18 protein-coding genes and 1 tRNA gene are annotated in these 21,932 nt (G+C 58.1%); 17 read left to right on the top strand and 2 right to left on the bottom strand.

Annotated elements, in window-relative coordinates; all coding sequences use genetic code 11:
• Positions 1-297 precede the first annotated feature (297 nt).
• A complete protein-coding gene (locus ACFER_RS10710; protein WP_012939414.1) occupies positions 298-1,029 on the top strand; it encodes a gamma-glutamyl-gamma-aminobutyrate hydrolase family protein in 732 nt (243 codons plus the stop codon).
• Positions 1,030-1,128: 99 nt separating this feature from the next.
• On the opposite strand, the gene ACFER_RS10920 is transcribed toward ACFER_RS10710, so the two are convergent.
• Complete coding sequence (locus tag ACFER_RS10920) at positions 1,129-5,937, bottom strand: EAL domain-containing protein (protein ID WP_012939413.1); 4,809 nt, start codon at positions 5,935-5,937, stop codon at positions 1,129-1,131.
• Positions 5,938-6,133: 196 nt separating this feature from the next.
• On the opposite strand from ACFER_RS10920, the gene ACFER_RS10700 reads away from it, so the two are divergent.
• The 3 genes from ACFER_RS10700 to ACFER_RS10690 all read left to right on the top strand — a co-directional run bounded on the left by ACFER_RS10700 (position 6,134) and on the right by ACFER_RS10690 (position 8,523).
• Positions 6,134-6,207 (top strand) — tRNA-Gly (locus tag ACFER_RS10700).
• 393 nt (positions 6,208-6,600) lie between these two features.
• Positions 6,601-7,185: a xanthine phosphoribosyltransferase gene (locus ACFER_RS10695; protein ID WP_012939412.1), complete on the top strand. Its 585-nt coding sequence runs from the start codon at positions 6,601-6,603 to the stop codon at positions 7,183-7,185.
• Between the two features lie 9 nt (positions 7,186-7,194).
• On the top strand, positions 7,195-8,523 hold the full coding sequence (locus ACFER_RS10690) for a uracil-xanthine permease family protein (RefSeq protein ID WP_012939411.1): 1,329 nt from the start codon (positions 7,195-7,197) through the stop codon (positions 8,521-8,523).
• A 327-nt stretch (positions 8,524-8,850) separates the two neighbouring features.
• Here ACFER_RS10690 and ACFER_RS10685 read toward each other — a convergent pair whose 3' ends face one another.
• Complete coding sequence (locus ACFER_RS10685; protein ID WP_012939410.1) at positions 8,851-10,041, bottom strand: M48 family metallopeptidase; 1,191 nt, start codon at positions 10,039-10,041, stop codon at positions 8,851-8,853.
• Positions 10,042-10,224: 183 nt separating this feature from the next.
• On the opposite strand from ACFER_RS10685, the gene ACFER_RS10680 reads away from it, so the two are divergent.
• From ACFER_RS10680 to rsmG, 13 genes are all read left to right on the top strand, one after another.
• Complete coding sequence (locus ACFER_RS10680) at positions 10,225-11,169, top strand: asparaginase (protein WP_012939409.1); 945 nt, start codon at positions 10,225-10,227, stop codon at positions 11,167-11,169.
• Between the two features lie 13 nt (positions 11,170-11,182).
• Complete coding sequence (locus ACFER_RS10675) at positions 11,183-12,241, top strand: GTPase (RefSeq protein WP_012939408.1); 1,059 nt, start codon at positions 11,183-11,185, stop codon at positions 12,239-12,241.
• Entirely contained in the window at positions 12,238-13,296 is a 1,059-nt protein-coding gene (locus tag ACFER_RS10670) for a GTPase (protein ID WP_012939407.1), read from the top strand. Before ACFER_RS10675 ends, ACFER_RS10670 begins: the two co-directional genes overlap by 4 nt.
• A gap of 61 nt (positions 13,297-13,357) precedes the next feature.
• Entirely contained in the window at positions 13,358-14,770 is a 1,413-nt protein-coding gene (locus tag ACFER_RS10665; protein ID WP_012939406.1) for an amidohydrolase, read from the top strand.
• Between the two features lie 78 nt (positions 14,771-14,848).
• Complete coding sequence (locus tag ACFER_RS10660) at positions 14,849-15,325, top strand: pyridoxamine 5'-phosphate oxidase family protein (protein WP_012939405.1); 477 nt, start codon at positions 14,849-14,851, stop codon at positions 15,323-15,325.
• 141 nt (positions 15,326-15,466) lie between these two features.
• A complete protein-coding gene (rpmH, locus tag ACFER_RS11190) occupies positions 15,467-15,601 on the top strand; it encodes a 50S ribosomal protein L34 (protein ID WP_012939404.1) in 135 nt (44 codons plus the stop codon).
• 77 nt (positions 15,602-15,678) lie between these two features.
• Complete coding sequence (rnpA, locus tag ACFER_RS10655) at positions 15,679-16,017, top strand: ribonuclease P protein component (protein WP_012939403.1); 339 nt, start codon at positions 15,679-15,681, stop codon at positions 16,015-16,017.
• A 15-nt stretch (positions 16,018-16,032) separates the two neighbouring features.
• Positions 16,033-16,242, top strand: a complete 210-nt coding sequence (gene yidD / locus ACFER_RS10650; protein WP_012939402.1) for a membrane protein insertion efficiency factor YidD — start codon at positions 16,033-16,035, stop codon at positions 16,240-16,242.
• A 26-nt stretch (positions 16,243-16,268) separates the two neighbouring features.
• Entirely contained in the window at positions 16,269-16,892 is a 624-nt protein-coding gene (locus ACFER_RS10645; RefSeq protein WP_012939401.1) for a YidC/Oxa1 family membrane protein insertase, read from the top strand.
• A 43-nt stretch (positions 16,893-16,935) separates the two neighbouring features.
• Complete coding sequence (gene jag, locus ACFER_RS10640; RefSeq protein WP_012939400.1) at positions 16,936-17,697, top strand: RNA-binding cell elongation regulator Jag/EloR; 762 nt, start codon at positions 16,936-16,938, stop codon at positions 17,695-17,697.
• Positions 17,698-17,917: 220 nt separating this feature from the next.
• Positions 17,918-19,291, top strand: coding sequence for a tRNA uridine-5-carboxymethylaminomethyl(34) synthesis GTPase MnmE (mnmE, locus tag ACFER_RS10635; protein ID WP_012939399.1), 1,374 nt, complete (start codon positions 17,918-17,920; stop codon positions 19,289-19,291).
• 17 nt (positions 19,292-19,308) lie between these two features.
• The gene (mnmG, locus tag ACFER_RS10630) at positions 19,309-21,189 is read left to right on the top strand and encodes a tRNA uridine-5-carboxymethylaminomethyl(34) synthesis enzyme MnmG (RefSeq protein WP_012939398.1); all 1,881 of its coding nucleotides are present in this window, start codon (positions 19,309-19,311) and stop codon (positions 21,187-21,189) included.
• A complete protein-coding gene (gene rsmG, locus ACFER_RS10625; protein WP_012939397.1) occupies positions 21,186-21,899 on the top strand; it encodes a 16S rRNA (guanine(527)-N(7))-methyltransferase RsmG in 714 nt (237 codons plus the stop codon). Before mnmG ends, rsmG begins: the two co-directional genes overlap by 4 nt.
• Positions 21,900-21,932 lie beyond the last annotated feature (33 nt).

The raw sequence follows: 21,932 nt of genomic DNA, 5'->3' as shown, positions 1-21,932 counted from the left end.
TCATTATACCATATTCCCCGGATTGTGGATAAGTGGGGGCTGCAGGAGCCGGAACCCGGGACGGAATGTGGGGTCCGGGACTTTTCCACAGGGAAGGGAGTTTTCCACAGAAAATTATCCACAGATGTGGATAACTTTGGGGACAAGTCCGGAAATACAGGCCGGACGGGGCTTTTTCGAACGTCCGTTCTGTGGAAAACCCTCCTTGCATCTTGGGGGAGAATTTCCTATAATGAGGTCACTTGAGCGCCGGAAGGTCCCTGGAGGACAGGAAATCCGGCAAAAGGAGGAATTTCTATGACCAAATGCCGTATTGCCATTACCGCGGACACCTATCCCTTTGCATCCGATGTGACCAATCTGGTGGATGCGCCGTTTGCCCCCCGGGGACTGGTGGAAGTGATTGCCCGGCTGGGAGCCATTCCGGTGGTGCTGCCCGATGTGCCCGGGGTACGGGGAGAAGACTATGTGGATCTGTTTGACGGACTGATCATTCCCGGCGGACCGGATGTGGATCCCACCCTGTTCGGGGAAGAACCCAAATGGAAGATCGGCCGGACCAACTACAAGCGGGACCTGTTCGAGCTGGAACTGTTCCAGGCCTTCTACAAGGCCGGCAAACCCATTTTCGGCATCTGCCGGGGCTGCCAGCTGATCAACATCGCTCTGGGGGGCAATGTGTACCAGGATCTGCCCAGTGAAGATCCCCAGTGCACCATCCGCCATTCCCAGGGAGCCCCCGGGGGCTATCCCACCCATCATGTGGAACTGGTGCCCGGCAGCAGCCTGTACGGGACCCTGGGCGAAAAAGCCTATGTGAATTCCCGGCATCACCAGGCCATCCACCGGGTGGCCGAAGTCCTGGAAGTCACCGCTGTGGCGCCGGACGGGGTCCAGGAAAGTGTGGAGACCCACGACCACAAACAGGTGGTGGCCGTCCAGTGGCATCCGGAAAACATGTGGCAGGACCACCCGGAACAGTTGAAGCTGTTCGCAGACTTCCTGAAGAGGGTGGAGGAGAGCAGATAAAAAGGAGCTGTGAAAAAATAATTCACAACTCCTATATTTGCCAGCGACAGCTGGCTTCCATCAGCTAGAGACTAGTGACTAGAGACTAGAGACTAGTGACTAGAGACTAGTGACAGGGGCTGTGAAGAAATGAGGATTCATTTCTTCACAGCTCCTTTTTTTACTTGTCCGTACTCCTTCTTCCGTACTCCTTCTTCCGTACATGACCCCTTTGTCCTGATACATTTTCCGGTCCACCTGGGTGATGATCTGGTCCACATTGGCCAGGGGGGTCCGGCAGGTGACGGTGCCCAGGGCCATGCTGACTCCCAGGGCTTTGTACCGGTCCTTCAGGGCCTTTGTGAGGGCCTCAGCGTCCTCTGGAGAGGCGATTTCCTTCAGCAGGAGGAATTCATCGCCTCCCATCCGGAACACCTTCCCGGAGCCCTTCAGCTGCCCCATGACCTCGGCTGCGGTGCAGATCAGCTGATCCCCCGCTTCGTGGCCCCGGGTATCGTTCACCCGCTTCAGGCCATTGATGTCCCCGAAGACAAAGGCCAGATCCACCCCCTCAGGCAGGGCGGCAATGGCGGCGTGGAAGGCATACCGGTTCCCGGCACCGGTAAGGGGGTCGGTCCGGCTGTTGTGTTCCAGGATCCGCCGGCTGTTCCGGTTCCGGAGCAGGATGGCGAAGAAACGGGTCAGGGTGGCCAGCAGCAGGCTGGCGGAATGGAAGGTATCCGCAGAGGGATTGACCACTTCCGTAAAGCCCAGGGACCGGCCGCCCTGGGTCAGGTGGCCGGACACCACACTGTGGAGGTCCGGAATATGGGGATGGAACCCGTGATAACGGTCCAGCAGGGCCTGCATATCCGGGACCAGGGCAATTTGTTCCTTGTCAAAGGTGTCATACAACGGTTGTGCAACCTTTTTGGGCAGGTTCTGGAGCTGATCCAGGTGGGGGGCCAGCCCTTCCCGGTACCATTCGTAGGTGGCACTGATGGTGCCGTCAGGATTCTCTTCGAAAATGTAGAACCGGTCCGCTTTCATGTTCTGCCCGATCTGGGCCATCATCTTCCGGATGCCCTGGTTGGGATCTTCTTCCCGGAGCCCCAGGGCGATTACGTCATTGGCGGCGGCCTCCCGGAAAATCAGCTCGTTCCGGGCAATGTCCATATCCACATACTGGTTCAGGTTCAGGGCCATGACAAAATGGAGGGCCCGGCCCCGCCAGGGCACCAGGGTATCCCGGACCAGCAGATCCAGGCCGGCTTTCAGGCTGTGGTGGGTCACCACATGGAATTTGTCCTGGCGGAGAATGGGGACGGGGCAGTCCGCACAGGGGGTTTTCTGGGCTTCCAGCACCTCATGGCAGGACCGGCCTTCATAGTCCTGGGGACCCTTCAGGTGGTAGGCCTGCTGGGCCACTTTGTTCATGTAGACCATTTCATGGGTCTCCGGATCACTGATCATTACCAGTTCATCCATGTTGTCGAATTTTTCCCGGTCGAAGACGATCCGGTCCCCGATGAAAATGGATTCCCCATACCGTTCTTCCCGGGCCTCCTTCAGCCGCTCCGTCAAAAGGGAAAGCAGGTTGTCCAGGTTCTGGCACTCGGATCCCCGGGCCAGGGCATACTGGAGATACAGGGTGCAGGGGTAGCCTTCCACCTGGGTAATGGCGTGGATGCGCCGGGCCAGGAGCTGGATCTGCCCGTCCAGCTCCTTCAGGATGAGGGCTTTGGTAAAGGCCAGGAAGCAGCAGCTGCCGATCCGGGACAGGGAAATGGCCTTGAGCCCCAGGTTTCGGAGTTTTTCCGTAATCTTGTCCAGCAGCTTCCGGCCCAGTTCCATTCCATAGGCCTGGCAGAACTCGTCGAATTCCGGGATATCCAGGAGACAGGCGGCATAATCCTCCTTCCGGCAGCGCCAGGCGTCGGCGTACTGGAGCCCCGTTTCCAGCATCCCCCGGTAACTGAGGAAGCCGGTTTCCGGATCCCGCAGGCTCAGTTCCCGGAGCAGGGCCTGCTGGGCGGGGGTATCCTCCAGATCATCAAAATAGCCCAGGATCCCTACAATCTGGTTGTTCCGGTACAGGGGGAATTCGCTGGACAGGATGGTGTGGGGGACCCCCCGGACAATGCAGGTCCCCAGATGCCGGGTAATGGTCCGTCCCTGCAGGAGGACATCTTCTTCATCTTTCCGGTACGGGTCCGGAGCCGGGTGCCAGCCCAGTTCCTCATCGGTGCGGCCCAGGATGTCCTTTTCTTCCAGACCGTAGAAATCCAGGAAGGAACGGCTGGCTCCCTTGAACCGGAGCTGCCGGTCTTTCCAGAAGAATTTCAGGGGAGAGGTGCGGATGGAATTCCAGAACAGTACCTGATAAGCGGACTCGTCCCGGGGGGATGATTCCAGAGGGATTCCCAGAGACCGGGCAAACTGGGGCAGCTCCCGGCGCCGAACAGACGGATCCTTTTGTTCCCAGCATTCCTCCTGGATACCCAGGAGCAGCTTCCGTCCGGATGATTTGTAAGGGAGGACCCCGTGGAACACGAACCAGCGGTACTCGCCCTTGGACCGGAGCAGCCGGAACAGATCCGCGGTTTCCCCATGGTCGGAATGGCTGGCCTGCTGCTGGATGTTGTCCGGCCGGAGAAATTGGAGGAACCGGGTCCGGTCTTCCGGATAGACGAACCGGTCCGCATAGGTCTCGAAAAAGGCAGCGATGTCGTGATACACGCGGCTGCCGTCCAGGGAGGGATTGGTGTTCTGGAGAAGCTCCACCGTATCCCGGTCCAGATCCAGCTCCAGCAGACTGTCGTAGGTGGTGAGCAGGTTCCGGAAATGGGAATCCAGCTGCTGCTGGGAGGCCGGGGCTTTTTTGTCCCAGGTGATGTTCTGGAGTTCTGCAGTGCCCAGATAGCAGGGCGTCGTCCCTGTAATCTTCCGGGCCTTCAGCCGAAGATACTGCCCGTTCTGCACAAAGACGATGGGTGATACGGAACGGCCGGCCACCAACTGGTCCAGGTAGGCCCGGATCCGGCTGCCCGGAGGATAGGCTGGATCGCGGAGCATCTGGTTGGCTTCTTCCAGAGAATGGATCCCTACGCTCCGGAGCACCCGGAGATAAGCCTGGTTGATGAAAATCAGGGTGAGGGCTTTCTGGTTGTAGCGGAACAGCCCCAGGGGCAGGTCCGTCACCACGTTCTGGAGCCCCAGCTGTTCATAGCACTGATCTTCCAGGCCGGTTTCTCCTGGAATGTGCCGGGATTTCAGGTGGGTCATGAGGGCTTCATAGGGCTGGGGACGGCTGAAATAGAAGCCCTGGATCTTTTCACAGCCCACTTCCCGGAGAAACTCCAGCTGTTCCCGGGTTTCCACCCCTTCGGCCAGGGTGTGGATTCCCAGGGATTTGGCCATGAGGATGATGGAGGTGATGATCTTTTTGCCCCGGGCGTTCAGGTTGCGGAGAAAGGCCTGGTCGATTTTGATCAGGTCGAAATGGTAATTGTGGAGCAGGTTCAGGGAGGAATAGGCACTGCCGAAATCATCCATCCACAGCTTGTAGCCGCTGGTGTGGAATTTCTGCAGGGTCTGGAGGATGGGGCCGGACTGGTGGATCAGGGCGCTTTCCGTCACTTCGATCCGGATGTATCCCCGTTGGAGCCCGTATTTCCGGACGGCTTTTTCCACCAGCTGGAAAGGATTGGACACCAGGAAGTCGATCCGGGAAAAATTCACGGAAATGGGGATCAGGGGCTGATGGCTGCTCCGCAGGTCCCGGAGCAGCCGGGCCGACTGGTTCAGGACGAACTGGTCCAGCTGATGGATCAGACGGGCTTCTTCCAGGATGGGTACGAAGACCCCGGGGGGAATCATTCCCCGCTCCGGATCGATCCACCGGGCCAGGGCTTCCATGCCGCAGAGTTTGCCCGTAAGGCTGCGGATCACCGGCTGGTAATACACCTGGATATGACCGGCCTGGAGGGCCTGGGCAAAGTGTTCGATCACAAAGGAGCGGATCTCCAGCCGGGCACCCAGTTCCGGAGTATAGAAGGCAACGGCCTGGAGGGCATCTTTTTTGATGGAATCACAGGCGGATTTGGCCATGTCGAAGGACTGGCGCAGATCCTGGGGGAAATCGTTTTCCTGGGGAGGATAGATCCCCGCCTTCAGCTGGATGTTGGGATTGCCGATCAGCTGGTTCACCTGCCTGACAGCATCCAGGAGCTTCTCTTCCAGGTCCTGGGCGGCGGCCATCAGTACAAAGCCGTCCCCGGTCAGCCGGGTCAGCAGCTGGGTGGGAAAATGGCTCTGGAGTACAGCCCCGATGGTCCGGAGCAGGTTGTCCCCGGCCTGGATGCCCCAGGTGGCGTTGTACAGCTTGAAATTGGTCAGGTTGAGATAAACGGGACAGAAGGTTTTCAGCTGTCCCTCCTGTTTCTTCCGGCTGCCCAGGCAAAAGGCTGCCTGGAAGAAGGTATGGATCCCCATAAGGCCGGTAATCGGATCCCGCTTCAGTTCCAGCATTTTCTGGGAAGTGCTGATGAGACTCAGGATCCATACGGTACCCAGCTGGGGCACATCCTCTTTGCCCAGGATGCCCTCCACCCGCCGGTAGTGGCCCTCCCGGGTCCGGATCCGGAACGTGAGGAAGGGATGGATGGGGCCCTGGGTCCGGGCCAGGGGATCATTGGAAGGATGGCTCACGATTTCCAGGGGACGGTAGTCCTCCGGATCCACCATGTCCCGGAACCGGCTGCCCGTCAGGGCCTGGAATTCCTCCTGGGTGCGGCAGGCATACAGGGAGAGCAGGCCCTGGCTGGCGAACAGGATCTGTTCCCGGCCATCGGTGGACAAAAGACAGATCCCGGAAGGCAGGCTGTCATAAAACGCATGGAGTTCCTGGAGAGGAGCAGATGGTGTCAAGGATATCCCTTCTTTATCTGAAAATTTTCCGGAAACAGAAAGAAGCAGCCTGTCCGGACAGGAGTTTTGTTATGTATCTTTTATTATACCCCAATCCAGCCGGTTCCAACAGGGTGATTTCCGGCAGGATTACCAAAATCTCCGGATTACCCCTTTACAAACAGAGAAAAAATTGCTAAAATACAGTTTATCTGATGCGGGCATAGTTCATTGGTAGAATGAAAGCTTCCCAAGCTTTAGAGGTGGGTTCGATTCCCATTGCCCGCTCCAACTGAAAAAGCAGGGGGCTGTGAAAAAGTGAGAAATCATTTTTTCACAGCCCCTTTTTTGTCAGCAGTCAGCAGCCGATGGAAATCAATTTTAGCAAATTGATTTTGAAACAGTATAAACCGTAGGGGGCGCAGGCCGGTTGCCCCGCAAAACACATGGTCAACGGCTGATTTGGCGGGCGGCCGGGCCTGCCGCCTCTACGGAAACGATTTATATAACGGTTGCCGTTGTTCAAAGCCAGCTTTGCTGGCTTCCTTTGGCCGTTGACAGTTGACAGGGGGTGTGAAAGCTGTTTTTTCACACCTCTTTTTTTGTTCTCCGGAAGGTACGGATATGATATAATATCCCTTTATAAAAACAATATGATTTGTCTGGAAGAAACGGGAGGAAGACATGGCAGAGTACAATTTACTGCAGAAGAAAATCCTGGCGGACGGGACCATTAAAAGCGGCGATGTGTTGAAGGTGGACAGTTTCCTGAACCACCAGATCGATGTGCCTTTCATCAGCAAGCTGGGGAAGGAATTCTACGAACTGTTCAAGGACCGGCCCATCAGCAAGATCCTGACCATCGAGGCTTCCGGCATCGGCATTGCCTGTCTGACGGCGGTCCATTTCCGGGTGCCCGTGCTCTTTGCCAAGAAAAGCGCCGGCAGCAACATGGACAAGGACGTCTACAGCACGGAAATCAGATCCTTCACCCACAACAAGGTGAACCATGTAGTGGTTTCCAAGAAATACCTGAATGCCGGAGATCACGTACTGATCATCGATGACTTCCTGGCCAACGGCTGTGCGGTGGAAGGCCTTATCGACCTGGTCCACCAGGCTGGTGCCGAAGTGGAAGGAGTGGGCATTGCCATCGAAAAAGGCTTCCAGGGGGGCGGCGATGCCCTGCGGAAGAAAGGCTACGATGTAAAGAGCCTGGCCATCATTGAAAAAATGGATGCCGCATCCGGCACCATCGTATTCCGGTAAGGAGGGGCCATGGCAGAAGAAAAGATCCAGGAACCGGGTTTGGACCTGTCCGATCCCATTTACCGGTTCGACGGCGAAATCAGCCTGAAAAAGGCAGTGCCCTTCGGGCTCCAGCATGTGCTGGCCATGTTCGTGGCCAATATCGCCCCCATCCTGATCGTCACCGGGGCGGTGAAGATGCCCACGGAACAGGCGGCGGCCCTGATCCAGGCGGCCATGATCATGGCCGGGGTGGGGTCCCTGTTCCAGATGTTCCCGGTGGGTCCCCTGGGGAGCCGGCTGCCCATCATCATGGGGATCAGCTTCACCTTTGTATCCACCTTCTGCGTGATCGGGGCCAAATACGGCTACGGGGCCATCCTGGGAGCGGCCCTGGTGGGGGGCTGTCTGGAAGGCTGTCTGGGACTCATTGCCCGGTGGTGGCGCCGGTTCATCCCGCCCATCGTTTCCGCCAGCGTGGTGACTTCCATCGGGTTCTCCCTGCTGGGCATTGGGGCCAATTCCTTCGGGGGTGGTTTTGGCAACCCCCATTTCGGGGAAGCTCCTTATATGATCGTAGGGACCGTGACCCTGGTGTCCTGCCTGGTGTTCAACATCAAAGCCAAGTCCTTCTACAAGCAGCTGTCCGTGCTTTTCGGGCTGATCGTGGGGTACATCACCGCCTTTTTCTACGGTATGGTGGATCTGTCCAAGATCGGTTCTGCCGGGCTCTTCTCCCTGCCCCAGCCCCTGCCCTATGCCCTGGAATTCCATCCGGACGCCATTTTCTCCGTATTCCTGATTTTCCTGGTATCCGCCACGGAAACCCTGGGGGATACGTCGGCGCTGACGGTCATGGGCTTTGGCCGGAATGCCACGGATAAGGAAATCGAAGGGTCCATTGGCGTGGACGGGTTCATCAGTGCCCTGTCCTCCCTGTTCGGGTGCTTGCCCATCACGTCCTTCAGCCAGAACGTGGGGCTCATTGCCATGACCCATGTGGTGAACCGGAAAGCGGTGGCCAGCGGTGCGGCCATTATGATTCTGGCCGGTCTGTTCCCGGTGCTGGGAGTGATCCTGGCGTCCCTGCCGGAAGCGGTGCTGGGGGGCTGCACCCTGATGATGTTCGGCTCCATCGTGGTCAGCGGGGTGCGGATGCTGGGCAGCTGCGGCTACAGCCAGCGGAACATGATCATTGCGGCCCTGAGCCTGTCCATCGGCATCGGGTTCACCCAAAACCCCGCCATCTTCAAGATCTTCCCGGATCTGATGAAAAGCGTCTTCGCCGAAAACTGCGTGGCCGTGGTGTTCGTGGTGGCTGTGGTGCTGAATCTGATTCTGCCGGAAGAGATGAAATAAAGGGTTGCTGCACGGCTTGTGCAACAATCCTGTCAACGGCCGAAGGATAAAATTTGCAGGCAAATTTTTGCTTGTATCAATCGGAACTGTAGGGGCTGCACGCCGGGCAGCCCGACTGAACGCTGATGATGAGTGCTTTGGGCGGGGCGCCGGGCCTGCGCCCCCTACGGTTTATGCTGTTTCAAAATCAATTTGCAAAATTAATTTCCATCGGCAATTGACCATTGACCACTGACAAGGGGATGTGAAAAAATGATTTTCACATCCCCGTCACTAGTCTCTAGTCACTAGTCTCTAGCCGATGGAAGCCAGCTTACGCTGGCAAATTTAAGGCGCTGTGAATGATTTTTTCACAGCGCCTTTTTTATTGGAAACAACTGGTTGTTTTACAGGTTGTTTCCCTTTCCCCGCTGCCTTGTTCAGCTTTTCCACCCAGGCGGCACCGTCATCTCCGTACTGGAGGCTCATGATCCGCCGGCCTCCGAAATACAGATCGCTGCCGTCCTGCTCAGCAGAAGGTTGTACGGAAGGTTGTTCGTGGTAGACCCGGGCCAGGCTGCCGGCCACCAGATAGGTCCGTTCCCGGCTGCTCATGTTTCCCCCGGGCCGGACCAGTCCCAGATTCTTTTTGTTCACCAGGATGGCGCCGGTCTTCTTGTCCACATTCACATGTTTCCCGCTGTATTCGTACATTCTTTTGGTGTATTTGTCCCGGCGGGAGCCGTTGTTGGGATGGTCGCTGGGCATGAAGATGGTCCCCAGGAAGGTTTCCCGGTTGTTCCCCATCTTTTCCATCACCCGCTGCCACAGGGCACTGCCGGCTCCTGGGTTGTAGCCGGCTTCCGTGGCGTAGGTGAAGCCCAGTTCATCGGCTTTCTTTTCCATGGGCAGGGTAACCAGTTTGGCACTGCCCAGGTTGGCCAGCAGGTTGGTGCCCACCGCTTCCAGCATATTGCTCTGGCTGCCGGCCACGGCTGCCAGCAGGGCAATGGGGAAGGTCCGTTTCACCCCGTTGGCCGGGTCGTGCTGTTCCCCGTGGCCCAGTTCGTGGCCCAGTACAAAGGCCACTTCGTCCTCATTGTAGTTCAGGGTGGTGAACAGGCCGATGTTCACGGATACATTGTGGCCCAGGGTGCAGTAGGCATTGAATTTGGTGCTGTTGTTCACAAAGTAATGATAGGGATTCTTTTCGATGGAAGGATCCGTTTTGGCGATGGCACCGGACAGCCGTCCCATTACCCGGTCCAGCATGGCATTGGCTTCCGGATCCTCATTGACTCCTTCCTGGCCCTTGATCTGGTCCAGGTATTCTCCCCGGCCTTTGCCGTCCAGGTAGGCCACCTGTTTGTTCAGCATGCTGTACTGGGCGGAGACCAGGACAATGGACCCGATGGCATTGCTCCAGTCAAAGGCTTCCGCCGCCGGGGCGGCGGACAGGGTCAGGGCGGTGGAAAGGAACAGCCCGGAAAGGGACAGGGACAGTTTCTTTTTCAGTTTTCGGGTAAGCAGACCGGTCATGGAAAATCTCCTCCAAACGTAACAGAAATAGATAAAACAACAATAAAACAACGGTTGTTTTATATCAAAACAACCCTGTACAACCGTAAAAATCTTTGGAATGCATCCACTTCCTCTGCCTGAATTCCTTACATATGCTATAATTGTTTCTATAGATTATAGAACAAGGAGAAGGAAAAATCCATGAAGAAAATACTCTTTCTGACCACCGGCGGAACCATTGCCTGCACGGTAACCGACGAGGGGCTGGAGCCCACCCTGAAGGGGGAGGACATCCTGAAGCAGGTACCGGAACTGCGGACCCTGGGAGAGATCACCGTACAGGATCTGACCCTCCTGGACAGCAGCAACCTGGAACCGGCCCACTGGAGTGCCTGGGCCCGGCTGATCGGGGACAATTACAGCGACTACGATGCCTTTGTGCTGACCCATGGCACGGACACCATGGCCTATACCTCCAGTGCCCTTTCCCGGATGCTGATCAATCTGGGGAAACCGGTGGTGCTCACCGGGGCCCAGGTGCCTCTCAGCCTGACCAACAGCGATGCCCGGAGCAACCTGGAACTGGCGTTTTCCGTGGCGGCCAGCGGGCTGCCCGGAGTCTTCGTGGCCTTTGGGAACAAGGTGATCAAGGGGGACTGTGCCAAGAAGATCTTTACCCGGAACCCCAATGCCTTTGAAAGCGTCAACGAGGCACCGGTGCTGTATTTCGGCAAGGAAGGGGTCAAGAAGAACCTGCCCAGCCGGGAAAATGTGGGGGGCTTCCGGGTGGAGGAAAAAATGGAACCCCGGGTGATGGCCATCACCATGACCCCCGGCCTGAAACCGGACATCATCGATTATGCGGTGGAACGGGGCTACCGGGGCCTGGTGCTGGAATGCTATGGGGCCGGAGGGGTGAACACGGACCAGCAGAACTTCCTGCCGGCCATCCGCCGGGCCATCAAAAAAGGCGTCAAGGTGGTCTGCGTCAGCCAGTGCCTTTTTGACGGGGTGGATCTGTCCCTGTATCCCATGGGGATCCTGGCGGCCCAGGCCGGGGTGGAATCCGGCGGTCCCATGACCCTGGAAGCGGCGGTGACCCGGCTCATGTGGAGCCTGGCCAACGAAACGGAAGAGGAAGCATAAAGGAGGGAGCAGTATGGCCGGGGATTACAAACATCTGGCATCCCAGTTCCTCCAGGCCTGGCAGCGGGAACGGGATCATAAAATCAAAATCTGTCTGTTCGGGCAGCCGGGGGCCGGCAAAAGCTCCCTGATCAACGAACTGGCCGGCCAGCGGGTGGCCCGGGTGAGCCAGGCCACGGACACCACCCGGGAAGCCCAGATCGTGGAATGTCCGGATGTGATCTATGTGGACCTGCCGGGCTATGATACCAGCCTGTTTCCGGAAAACGCCTATTTCAGCACCTTCAATCCTCTCCAGTATGACCTGTTCCTGTGCGTTTTTGCCGGGAAGCTCCATCAGGCGGATGTGGACTTTTTCGGGAAGATTGCCCGGACCGGCCGGGTCTGCCTGTTTGTCCGGAACAAATGCGACGGACTGTACGATCCTTCCTGCAGCCGGGAAGAGCTGGAAGCAAAGATCCGCCGGGATCTCCATCATCAGGTGGGGCCCCGGGAAACCCTGGTGTTCACCAGCTGCCGGCGGAACCGGCCGGCCGGGGAACGGGGGATCCCGGAACTGGAACGGGCCATGGGTGCCCTTTTGCCGGAAGCCCAGCGGGACCGGTTCTTCCGCCATGCCAAAGCCTATACGGAAGAAGCCCTGCAGGTGAAGCGGAGGGCGGCGGAACGGTCCCTGAAGAAGTTCATGATGCTGGCAGCGGCCAACGGATTGAATCCGGTGATCGGCATGGATGCGGCCCTGGACAGCCAGATCCTGAAAAGCCTGTACCGGGCGGTCCGGGAGGCCTTTGGTCTCAGTGAAAAAGAAGTCCTGCCCCAGGGGCCCGCTTCCCAGGCGGTGAAAAAACTGGCGGAAGGGGTCACGGGAGAACGGGTGACCAAGGGGATCACCTGGCTGCTCCGGAAAAAAGCCACCGGAAAAACCGCCAAAGTGATCCCGGTGATCGGAGGAGCGGCGGTGATGGGCTTCAATGCCGCCAGTCTCTATTACCTGGGACAGAAATACATCGACGACTGTTACACCTATGCCCTGGAACGGCTCCAGGCGGAAATCCGGATGGGGGACGCATGACAAAGGACGGAAATGCCATCAGAGAAAAAATGAAGAACCTGGACCAGGAGAATGTGACCATTGTGCTGTTCGGTCAGCCCGGTTCCGGGAAATCCAGCCTGATCAATGCCATCTGCGGGTATCAGGCGGTACCGGTGGGGGTGGAAACGGATACCACCCGGGAACCCCTTTTGGTGGAACACGGGGATGCCACCTTTATGGATCTGCCGGGATACGGAACAAAATCCTTTCCCTGGAACGAGTTTATCGATCAGTTCCATCTTTTCGACTATGATATGTTCCTCTGTGTGTTTTCGGACAAACTGCATCAGGGGGATACGGAATTGTTCCGGCAGCTCACCGGGAAGGGAAAACCCTGCATCTTCGTCCGGAACAAAACGGACCTGATCTATGAAGAAGGGATGAGCCTGGAGGAAAGCGAAGCTTCCATCCGCCGGGATGTGGCGGCCCAGCTGGGACGGGAGGATTTCGAACTGGTCTTTGTCTGTTCCCGGAAGGATGCTCCCGCCGGACTGGATGACCTGAATGATGCCATTATCCGGAAAATGCCCGCCGCCCGGAGGGAAAAGTACATCCTGACCGCGGAAGCCCGGACCCAGGAACAGCTGGACGCCAAACGGGAAGCGGCCCGGAGCTATGTGCGCCGGAGTTCCGCCTATGCCGCCTACAATGGCATCAACCCCATTATCGGGGTGGATGCGGCGGTGGATCTGCTGATCCTGTACCAGATGTACGGTTGTATCCGGGATGCTTTCGGCATCACGCCGGAAGTGATCCACAGCAGCCGGAAAGTCTCTCTCCGGGACAAGGCCATGGTCCTGGGCGGCATGAGCCGGGAAGGAATCAAGGTGATCATCAAGACCCTGGGCCGGAAATTCGCGGCCCGGAGCTTCCTGAAAGCGGTGCCGGTGGTGGGGCAGGCGGCCTCGGCCCTCCTGGGGTATCAGCTGGTGCGCCAGGCCGGTCTGGCCTATATCGAAGCCTGCTACGGACTGGCCCGGGAACGGTTGCTGGACGAACTGGATGCCCGGCGGGAGAAACCGGAAAAAGCATAAACAACCTATGTCCGACAAAGGTTGTACAACTGTTGTTATGCAACGAAGGAGGTCAATGCCCATGAATCTGGAACCCTATGAAAAAGAACTGGAGAAACTCAATGCCTGTATCTGGGACTATGCGGAACTGAAATTCCAGGAGGTCCGGTCCGCCGGAGCCATGGAGGATCTGCTGGAACAGCACGGATTCCGGGTGACCCGGGGACTGGCCCATATGCCCACGGCCTTTGTGGCGGAATACGGCAGCGGGAAACCGGTGATCGCCATCCTGGGAGAATATGATGCCTTAAGCGGGCTCAGCCAGGAAGACGGAGTCTGGGAGGAAAAGCCCCGGGAAGAGAATCCCAACGGCCACGGCTGCGGCCACTGCCTGCTGGGCACTGCCGCTGTGGGCGCCGGGCTCCTGCTGAAGGACTATCTGGCAGCCCATCCGGGCCAGGGCACCATCCGGGTCTATGGCTGTCCGGCGGAAGAAGGGGGCAGCGGCAAGACCTACATGACCCGGGAAGGGGTCTTTGCTGATGTGGATGCGGCCCTTACCTGGCACCCGGGGACCCAGAACGAAGTGATGGTGGGCACCAACCAGGCCAACATCCAGGCCGCCTTCACCTTCCGGGGTCGGGCCTCCCATGCGGCGGCCGCCCCCCAGAACGGCCGCAGTGCCCTGGACGCGGTGGAACTGATGGATGTGGGGGTCAATTACCTGCGGGAGCATATGGCCGACTACGAGCGGGTCCATTATGCCATCCTGGATACCGGCGGGGTTTCACCCAACGTTGTACAACCCAAGGCGGAAGTGTTGTATCTGGTCCGGTCCCGGTCCAATGAAGAGACCCGGCGGCTCTATGACCGGGTGGTGAACATTGCCCGGGGGGCAGCCCTGATGACGGAAACGGAACTGGCCATCCGCTTCGACAAGGCCGTATCCAACCTGGTGCCCAACCGGACCCTGGGACAGGTCCTCCAGGACGCCATGGAAACGGTTGGGGCCCCCGGGCGGACGGAGGAGGAAAAAGCCTTCCTGAAAAAATTCCAGGACCAGGTGGGTCCGGAACGGGTCCTGAAAGATCCCGGCATGGCGCCTTTCCCGGATCCGGAACTCCGGGAGGAACTGATCCGGAAGGATCCCTCCGGGGCCTACATCCTGCCTTACCAGCCCACCAGCGCCGTGGCCATGGGGTCTTCGGACACCGGGGATGTGAGCTATGTGACGCCCCTGGCCCAGTTTGCCGCCGCCTGTTTTGCCATCGGCACCAGCGCCCATTCCTGGCAGTGGGTGGCCCAGGACAAGGGAAGCGTGGCCCTGAAGGGCTGCTTCTTTGCCGCCCGGGTGCTGGCGGAAGGAGCCCGGACCCTGTACGAAAAACCGGAAGTGCTGGCAGCGGCGAAAGCCGAGCTGCAAAAACGCATGGACGGCCGGACTTATGAATGTCCCATTCCCCGGGACGTGATGCCCAGAGGGTATGGGAAATAACGGCTGCTGACTGTTGACAGCTGACAAAAACAGGGCTGCCGCCTGGGCGGCAGCCCCTTACACAAAGGAGCTGATACCATGTTTCGTCCCATGCGGCGTTTCAAACAGGCACTCTCTGCGGAGGAATGCCTGGAAGTGTTGAAGGAGGAAAAACGGGGGACCCTGGCTCTGGCCGGAGATGAGGGCTATCCCTATGCTCTTCCCATCAATTATTTTTACGAGGAGGCTTCCGGCCGGATCTATTTCCACGGAGCCGGGGAGGGTCACAAGATCGATGCCATCCGGCGCTGTGACAAGGTATCCTTCAATGTCCACGATGCCGGGGTGAAGCTGGAAGGAGACTGGGCCTATACGGTCCGGTCCGTGACAGTTTTCGGCCGGCTCCATATCCTGGAGGACCGGGACCGGGCCATGGCTCTTTTGCGGCAGATCGGCCTGAAGTACTACCCTTCCGTGGAGGAAGTGGACCAGGTCATGGAACGGGCCGCCAGCCGGGTGACCATGCTGGAACTGGTGCCGGAACACATCACCGGGAAACGGGTCCATGAAAAGTAAGAAAAAAGGAAGGTTTTCTCCGGTTTTCTTGGTAAATATATTGACACTCTCTCTTTTTCCTCTTATAATGATATGAGCTGTCAAACGATTTACTTATTATAGATCTTGACGTATCTTTGGAGGCAAGGGAGGGTTAGGAACATGAAGAGAACTTTTCAACCGAATACCAATCGGAGAAAAAAGACTCATGGCTTCAGAGAAAGAATGAAGACTCTGGGTGGTAAACAAGTCTTAAAAAGAAGACGTGCAAAAGGCAGAAAGAGATTGTCTGCATAAAGATTAAGATAGGCCGCTCTTCGCGGCCTATTTTACTACAAGGCAGGTGCAGGAGTTTGGAACAGAATGTTCCCCCAATGAAATATACCCAGGCCAACCGGGTCAAGGCTCATGGGCGGTTCCAGGAGGTCTACGAAAAAGGCAGATCCTTTGCGGACCGGTACGGGGTCTTCTACGTGCTTCCCTCAGCCAACGGACAGAACCAGCTGGGGACGGCTGTGGGCAAGCGGCTGGGACATGCTGTGCTGCGCAACCAGGTGAAGCGCCGGATGCGGGAAGTGTTCCGGAAGGAACAGGCCCGTCTGAAGGGAAAACACGCCATCGTCTGGGTGGCCCGCCATCGTCTGGCCCATGCTCCCTATGCAGTCTATGAAGAAGTTTTCCGGCGGCTGGCCAGAAAGGCCGGTCTGCTGTAAATCAGCGGAGGGCTTATGAAAACCATTGCCATTGCCCTGATCCGTTTTTATCAGGTATGGATTTCTCCCTGTTTTCCACCCCGGTGCAGGTTCATACCCACCTGTTCCCAGTATGCGCTGGAAGCCGTCCAGAAATACGGCTTTTGGAAGGGATCCTATCTGGCTGTGAAGAGAATACTGAAATGTCATCCTTTCCACAAGGGAGGATATGATCCTGTGCCCTAACGGACAGGAAGAAAAGGAGTCGAACTTTGGAAATTTTAAGCTCGTTTGTCCAACAGGTTGTGGCCCATATTTATGAACTGACCCGTCTGATCGGGGAACCCAGCTATGGGCTGGCCATCATCATCATGACCATCCTGATCAAGCTGATCCTGTCGCCTCTGACGGCCAAGCAGATCGCTTCCACCCGCGCCATGAGCCGGATCCAGCCCAAAATGAAGGAGCTGCAGGCCCGGTACAAGGACGACAAGGTGACCCTGAACCAGAAAATGTCCGAGCTGTACAAGTCGGAAGGCGTGAATCCGCTGGCCGGCTGTCTGCCTCTGCTGATCCAGATGCCCATCATGATCGGCATCTTCTACGGCATCCGGGATTTCCAGTATGCAGGACCCAGCTCTTTCTTGTGGATGCAGAGCATTGCCGATCCGGATCCCTACTACATCCTGCCCATCCTGTCCGCTCTGACCACCTTTATCCAGTCCAAACAGACCATGCCCCCCTCTGACAATCCCCAGGGGAAGATCATGCTGTACTTCATGCCCCTGTTCATCGGGTACATCAGCTTGAAGTTCCCGGCCGGGCTGGTACTGTACTGGGTAGTCATGAACATTATGCAGATCGGACAGCAGTTCCTGCTGGACCGGAAGAAATAAGAAGACAAAACAAGTGCCTGAGGGCCTGTAAGGAGGCTTGAAGATGAACATGGTGGAAAAGACGGGCAAAACCGTCGAAGACGCAGTGAAGGCGGCACTGGCAGTGCTGGGTGTCAGCCGGGATCAGGTGGACGTGGAAGTCCTGGAGGAATCCAAAAGTTCGATCCTGGGCCTGTTCGGAGGCCGGGATGCCAAAGTGCGGGTAACGGTGAAGGAAGTCCCGGCAGAGGAACCTTCCGTTCCGGAACCGGTGGCGGAAATCCCGGAAGAAAAGCCTGAACCGGCAAAGGGAGAGGTTCCGGAAGAACCGGTACAGGAAATCAAAGCACCGGCAGACCGGGATGCGGAACGGCAGGCTGTGGCCGCCGCGGCCAAGACTTTCCTGGAAGAAGTCTTCCGTGCCATGGGCATGGACCTGCTCATCGAAAAATTCATCAGTCGGAAGGATGAGGAAATCATCCTGAAAATCCATGGGGACGGCATCGGTGTCCTGATCGGAAAACACGGCCAGACCCTGGATGCCCTCCAGTACCTGACCAATCTGGCCGGGAACAAGGGCCACAGAAACTGGCACCGGATCATCCTGGATGCGGAGAACTACCGGGAACGCCGGCGGGAAACCCTGGAACGGCTGGCCAAAAATCTGGCGGACCGGGTGAAACGGACCCGGAAGAAGGCCATGCTGGAACCCATGAATCCCTATGAACGGAAGATCGTACACATGAGTCTGCAGTACGATCCGGCGGTAACCACCTACAGCGAAGGAGAAGAACCCTACCGCAAAGTGGTCATCGATCTGAAATAAGGACCTTTTTTGTCAGCGGTCAACAGTCAGCGGCCAGCGGCCGTCGGAAATCAATTTTCTCAAATTGAGTTTGCATGGGAAAAAAGTTGGTTGCTCAAGTTGTTTTGACGATGTTCAAAGCCAGCTGTGCTGGCTTCCTTCGGCAGTTGACCGTTGACAGCTGACCGTTGACGGGGCTGTTGCGCTGCAACAGCCCCTCTTTTTCTTTTGGAGGAAACGAATGATGGATGATACAATCAGTGCCATTGCCACTGCTCTGGGCGTGGGTTCCATTGGGGTGATCCGGGTCAGCGGACCGGACAGCCTTGCCATTGTCCGCCGGTTCTTTGCCGGGCGGGAACAGCCTGGAAGGGAAAATGCCCGGAAGCTGCTGTACGGCCATATCCTGGACGGGAAAGGCCAGGTGGTGGATGAGGTGCTGGCGGTGTACATGCCGGGACCCCATTCCTATACGGGAGAAGATGTTTGTGAGATCCAGTGCCACGGGGGCCGGGAAGCCCTCCAGGAAATCCTGAGACTGACCTTCCAGGCCGGGGCGCGGCCGGCGGAACCGGGGGAATTCACCAAACGGGCCTTCCTGAACGGCCGTCTGGACCTGGCGGAAGCGGAAAGCGTCATGGACATCATCAATGCCCGGAGCCGGCAGGCCCTGGCAGCGGCCAACCGGGGCCATGAAGGGGGACTGTCCCGGCAGGTGAAAGCCCTGCGGAAAACTCTTCGGGACCTGGTGGTCCAGCTGGAGGCCTGCATCGACTATCCGGAAGACGATATTGAAGAAGTCACCTATGACCGTACCGTATCCACCCTGGAAGAAGGGAAAAAGGCGGTGGAAACCCTGGTGCGCCGGGGGACTGCCGGCCGGATTCTCCGGGAAGGGCTGCGGACGGCCATCGTGGGCCGGCCCAATGTGGGGAAATCCAGCCTGCTGAACAGCCTGCTCCAGGCGGACCGGGCCATTGTGTCCAATATCCCCGGCACCACCCGGGACATCATTGAGGAACAGATGACCATCGGCGGGATCCCTCTGGTGCTCACGGATACCGCCGGGCTCCGGGATACCAGCGACCTGGTGGAAAAGATCGGGGTGGAACGGTCCCGGGCGGCCCTGGAGGATGCCCAGCTGGCCCTGGTGGTGCTGGACGGCTCCCAGCCCCTGGATCCGGAAGACCGGCAGCTGCTGGAAAGTCTCCGGGACCGGAAAAAACTGATCCTGGTGAACAAGGCGGATCTGCCCCTGGCCCTGGATGTGGAGGGGCTCCGGAAAACCTATGGAGAAAAAGATGTGCTGGTCCTTTCCGTGAAGGAAGGGAAGGGCCTGGAACAGGTGGAACAGTGGCTCCGGGATTTTGTCTACGGAGAAGGGTCCGACAGCGAAAGCAGCAGCATGACCCAGAATGCCCGGCAGCAGAACCTGCTGGAAAAGGCCCTTCAGAGCCTGGAGGATGCCCTGGCAGGGGCCCGGCAGCATCTGCCCTATGACTGTCTCACCATAGACCTGACCCAGGCCCTCCATGACCTGGGGGAAATCACCGGGGAAGACGTGCCGGATGAAATCATCGATGAAATCTTTGCCCAGTTCTGTGTGGGCAAGTAACAGCGGAGGGGAAAAGCATGATCGTAGTGGATCATTATGATGTGGTAGTGGTGGGAGCCGGCCATGCCGGATGCGAAGCGGCTCTGGCAGCGGCACGGATGGGGCAGAAGACCCTGCTGGCCACCCTGTCCATGGACAATATTGCCCTGATGCCCTGCAATCCGTCCGTGGGGGGACCAGCCAAAGGCCATCTGGTCCGGGAAATCGACGCCCTGGGAGGACAGATGGGACTGGCAGCCGATGAAGCCTGCATCCAGATGCGGATGCTGAACACCGGCAAGGGCTATGCGGTACAGGCTCTCCGGGCCCAGGCGGACAAACCCCTGTATCACACCATCATGAAAGAAGTGGTGGAAAACCAGGACAACCTGGACGTGAAACAGCTGATGATCGACAAGCTGCTGGTCAAGAATGGCCAGGTCCAGGGGGTGGAAGCGGAAACCGGGGAAGTGTTCGAAGCCGACGCGGTGATCCTCTGCACCGGCACGTACCTGCGGGGGAAGATCCTCTACGGGGAAGTGGCCTACATGTCCGGTCCCATCGGCCAGCGGTCCGCCATGAAGCTCACCGGGTCCCTCCAGGAAGCCGGTCTCCAGCTCATGCGGTTCAAGACCGGGACTCCGGCCCGGGTGGATGCCCGGACACTGGACTACACCAAAATGGAACCCCAGTACGGGGATGAACGGGTGCGGAATTTCTCCTTCATGAGCACCATCACCACCCGGAATCAGGTGCCCTGCTACCTGACCTACACCAATCCCCGGACCCATCAGATCATCCGGGACAACCTGGACCGGAGCTGCATGTTCAACGGCATGATCGAAGGGGTGGGGCCCCGGTACTGCCCCAGCATCGAATCCAAGATCATCCGGTTCGCCGACAAGGACCGGCACCAGCTGTTCCTGGAACCGGAGGGGCTCCGGACCAACGAAGTCTATGTCCAGGGTATGAGTTCTTCCCTGCCGGCAGAGATCCAGGTGGCCTTCATGCAGACCATCCCCGGGCTGGAACACTGCAAGATGATGCGGGCCGGCTATGCCATTGAATATGACTGCCTGGATCCCCTCCAGCTGAAAGCCAACCTGGAACACAAGGCCATCAGCGGGCTGTTCAGTGCGGGACAGGCCAACGGTACCAGCGGGTATGAGGAAGCCGCTGCCCAGGGGCTTATGGCCGGGATCAACGCGGCCCTGAAGCTCCAGGGGAAGAAACCCCTGATCCTGAAACGGAGCGATGCCTATATCGGGGTGCTCATCGATGACCTGGTGACCAAGGGCACCACGGAACCCTACCGGATGATGACCAGCCGGGCGGAATACCGGCTGCTGCTGCGCCAGGACAATGCGGATCTGCGGCTGACCCAGAAGGGCAGGGATGTGGGGCTGGTCACTGATGACCGGTATGCCGCCTTCACCCGGAAACGGGACGTGATCGAGCGGACCCTGTTCAATCTCTCCAAAATCAATCTGGCTCCCAGTGAGGAAAACCAGGAAAAAGTCACCGGCATGGGGTCCACGGCCCTCCGGAGTTCCATCAACATGCTGGATCTGCTTCGCCGGCCGGAAGTGACCTATGAAAAACTGGCGGACGCCTTCGGCCTGGAAAAACTTCCGGTGGATGCGGCGGAGCAGGTGGATGTGCAGGTGAAGTACCAGGGCTATATCCGGAAACAGAAGCAGGAAGTGGAACGGGCCCTGAAACTGGAGGACAAACTGCTTCCGGAAGACATGGATTATACCAAAATCCAGGAACTGTCTTCGGAAGCCATGGAAAAACTCACGAAGCAACGGCCGGTTTCCATCGGTCAGGCCAGCCGGATCTCCGGGGTGTCCCCGGCGGATATCAGCGTGCTGATGGTGTGGCTGGAAACCCAGCGCCGGAAGGGAGAAGAAGCATGAGTTATCGGGAAACCCTGAAAGCAGCAGGAGAAGCGGCTGGTTTTACCCTCAGCGAAAAACAGCTGGACCAGTTCACCCGGTATGCGGATCTGCTGCTGGAAACCAACAAAAGCCTGAACCTGACGGCCATTACGGATCCGGAGGAAGTGGCAGTGAAGCATATGGTGGATTCCCTGCTGGTGTACGATCCGGAACGGTTCCACAACCATACCATTGTGGATGTGGGCACCGGCGCCGGGTTCCCCGGGCTGCCCCTGAAGATCTATGATCCCGGGATGCGGGTGACCCTCATCGATTCCCTCCAGAAGCGGCTGAATTTTCTGGAGCAGGTGGTGAAGGATCTGGGCCTGGGCCAGGTCCGGTGCACCCATGCCCGGGCAGAGGATGCCGGGAAGGATCCGGCTCTCCGGGAAAAATTCGATGTGGCGGTGGCACGGGCGGTAGCGGCCCTGCCGGTGCTGGCGGAATACTGCCTGCCCCTGGTCCGGGTAGGGGGCGTGTTCTACGCCATGAAGGGCAGCCGATACCAGGAGGAAGTGGACGCTGCCCACCATGCGGTGGAGGTGCTGGGCGGAAAGATCACAGAAGTCCGGCCGGTGCAGCTGCCGGGGCTGACCGATCAGCGGGCCATCATCACCATCAAAAAGGTGCGGCCCACTCCGAAGCAGTATCCCCGGAAAGCCGGGACGGCGGTGAAGAAACCGCTGTGAGTGGGGAAGGCAATGTTTCACGTGAAACATTGC

The sequence above is a fragment of the Acidaminococcus fermentans DSM 20731 genome (assembly GCF_000025305.1).
In the GTDB taxonomy this organism is placed as follows: Bacteria; Bacillota; Negativicutes; order Acidaminococcales; family Acidaminococcaceae; genus Acidaminococcus; species Acidaminococcus fermentans.
Note: the sequence above shows the minus strand (reverse complement) of the source record. Positions and strands in the feature narration are given on the sequence as shown.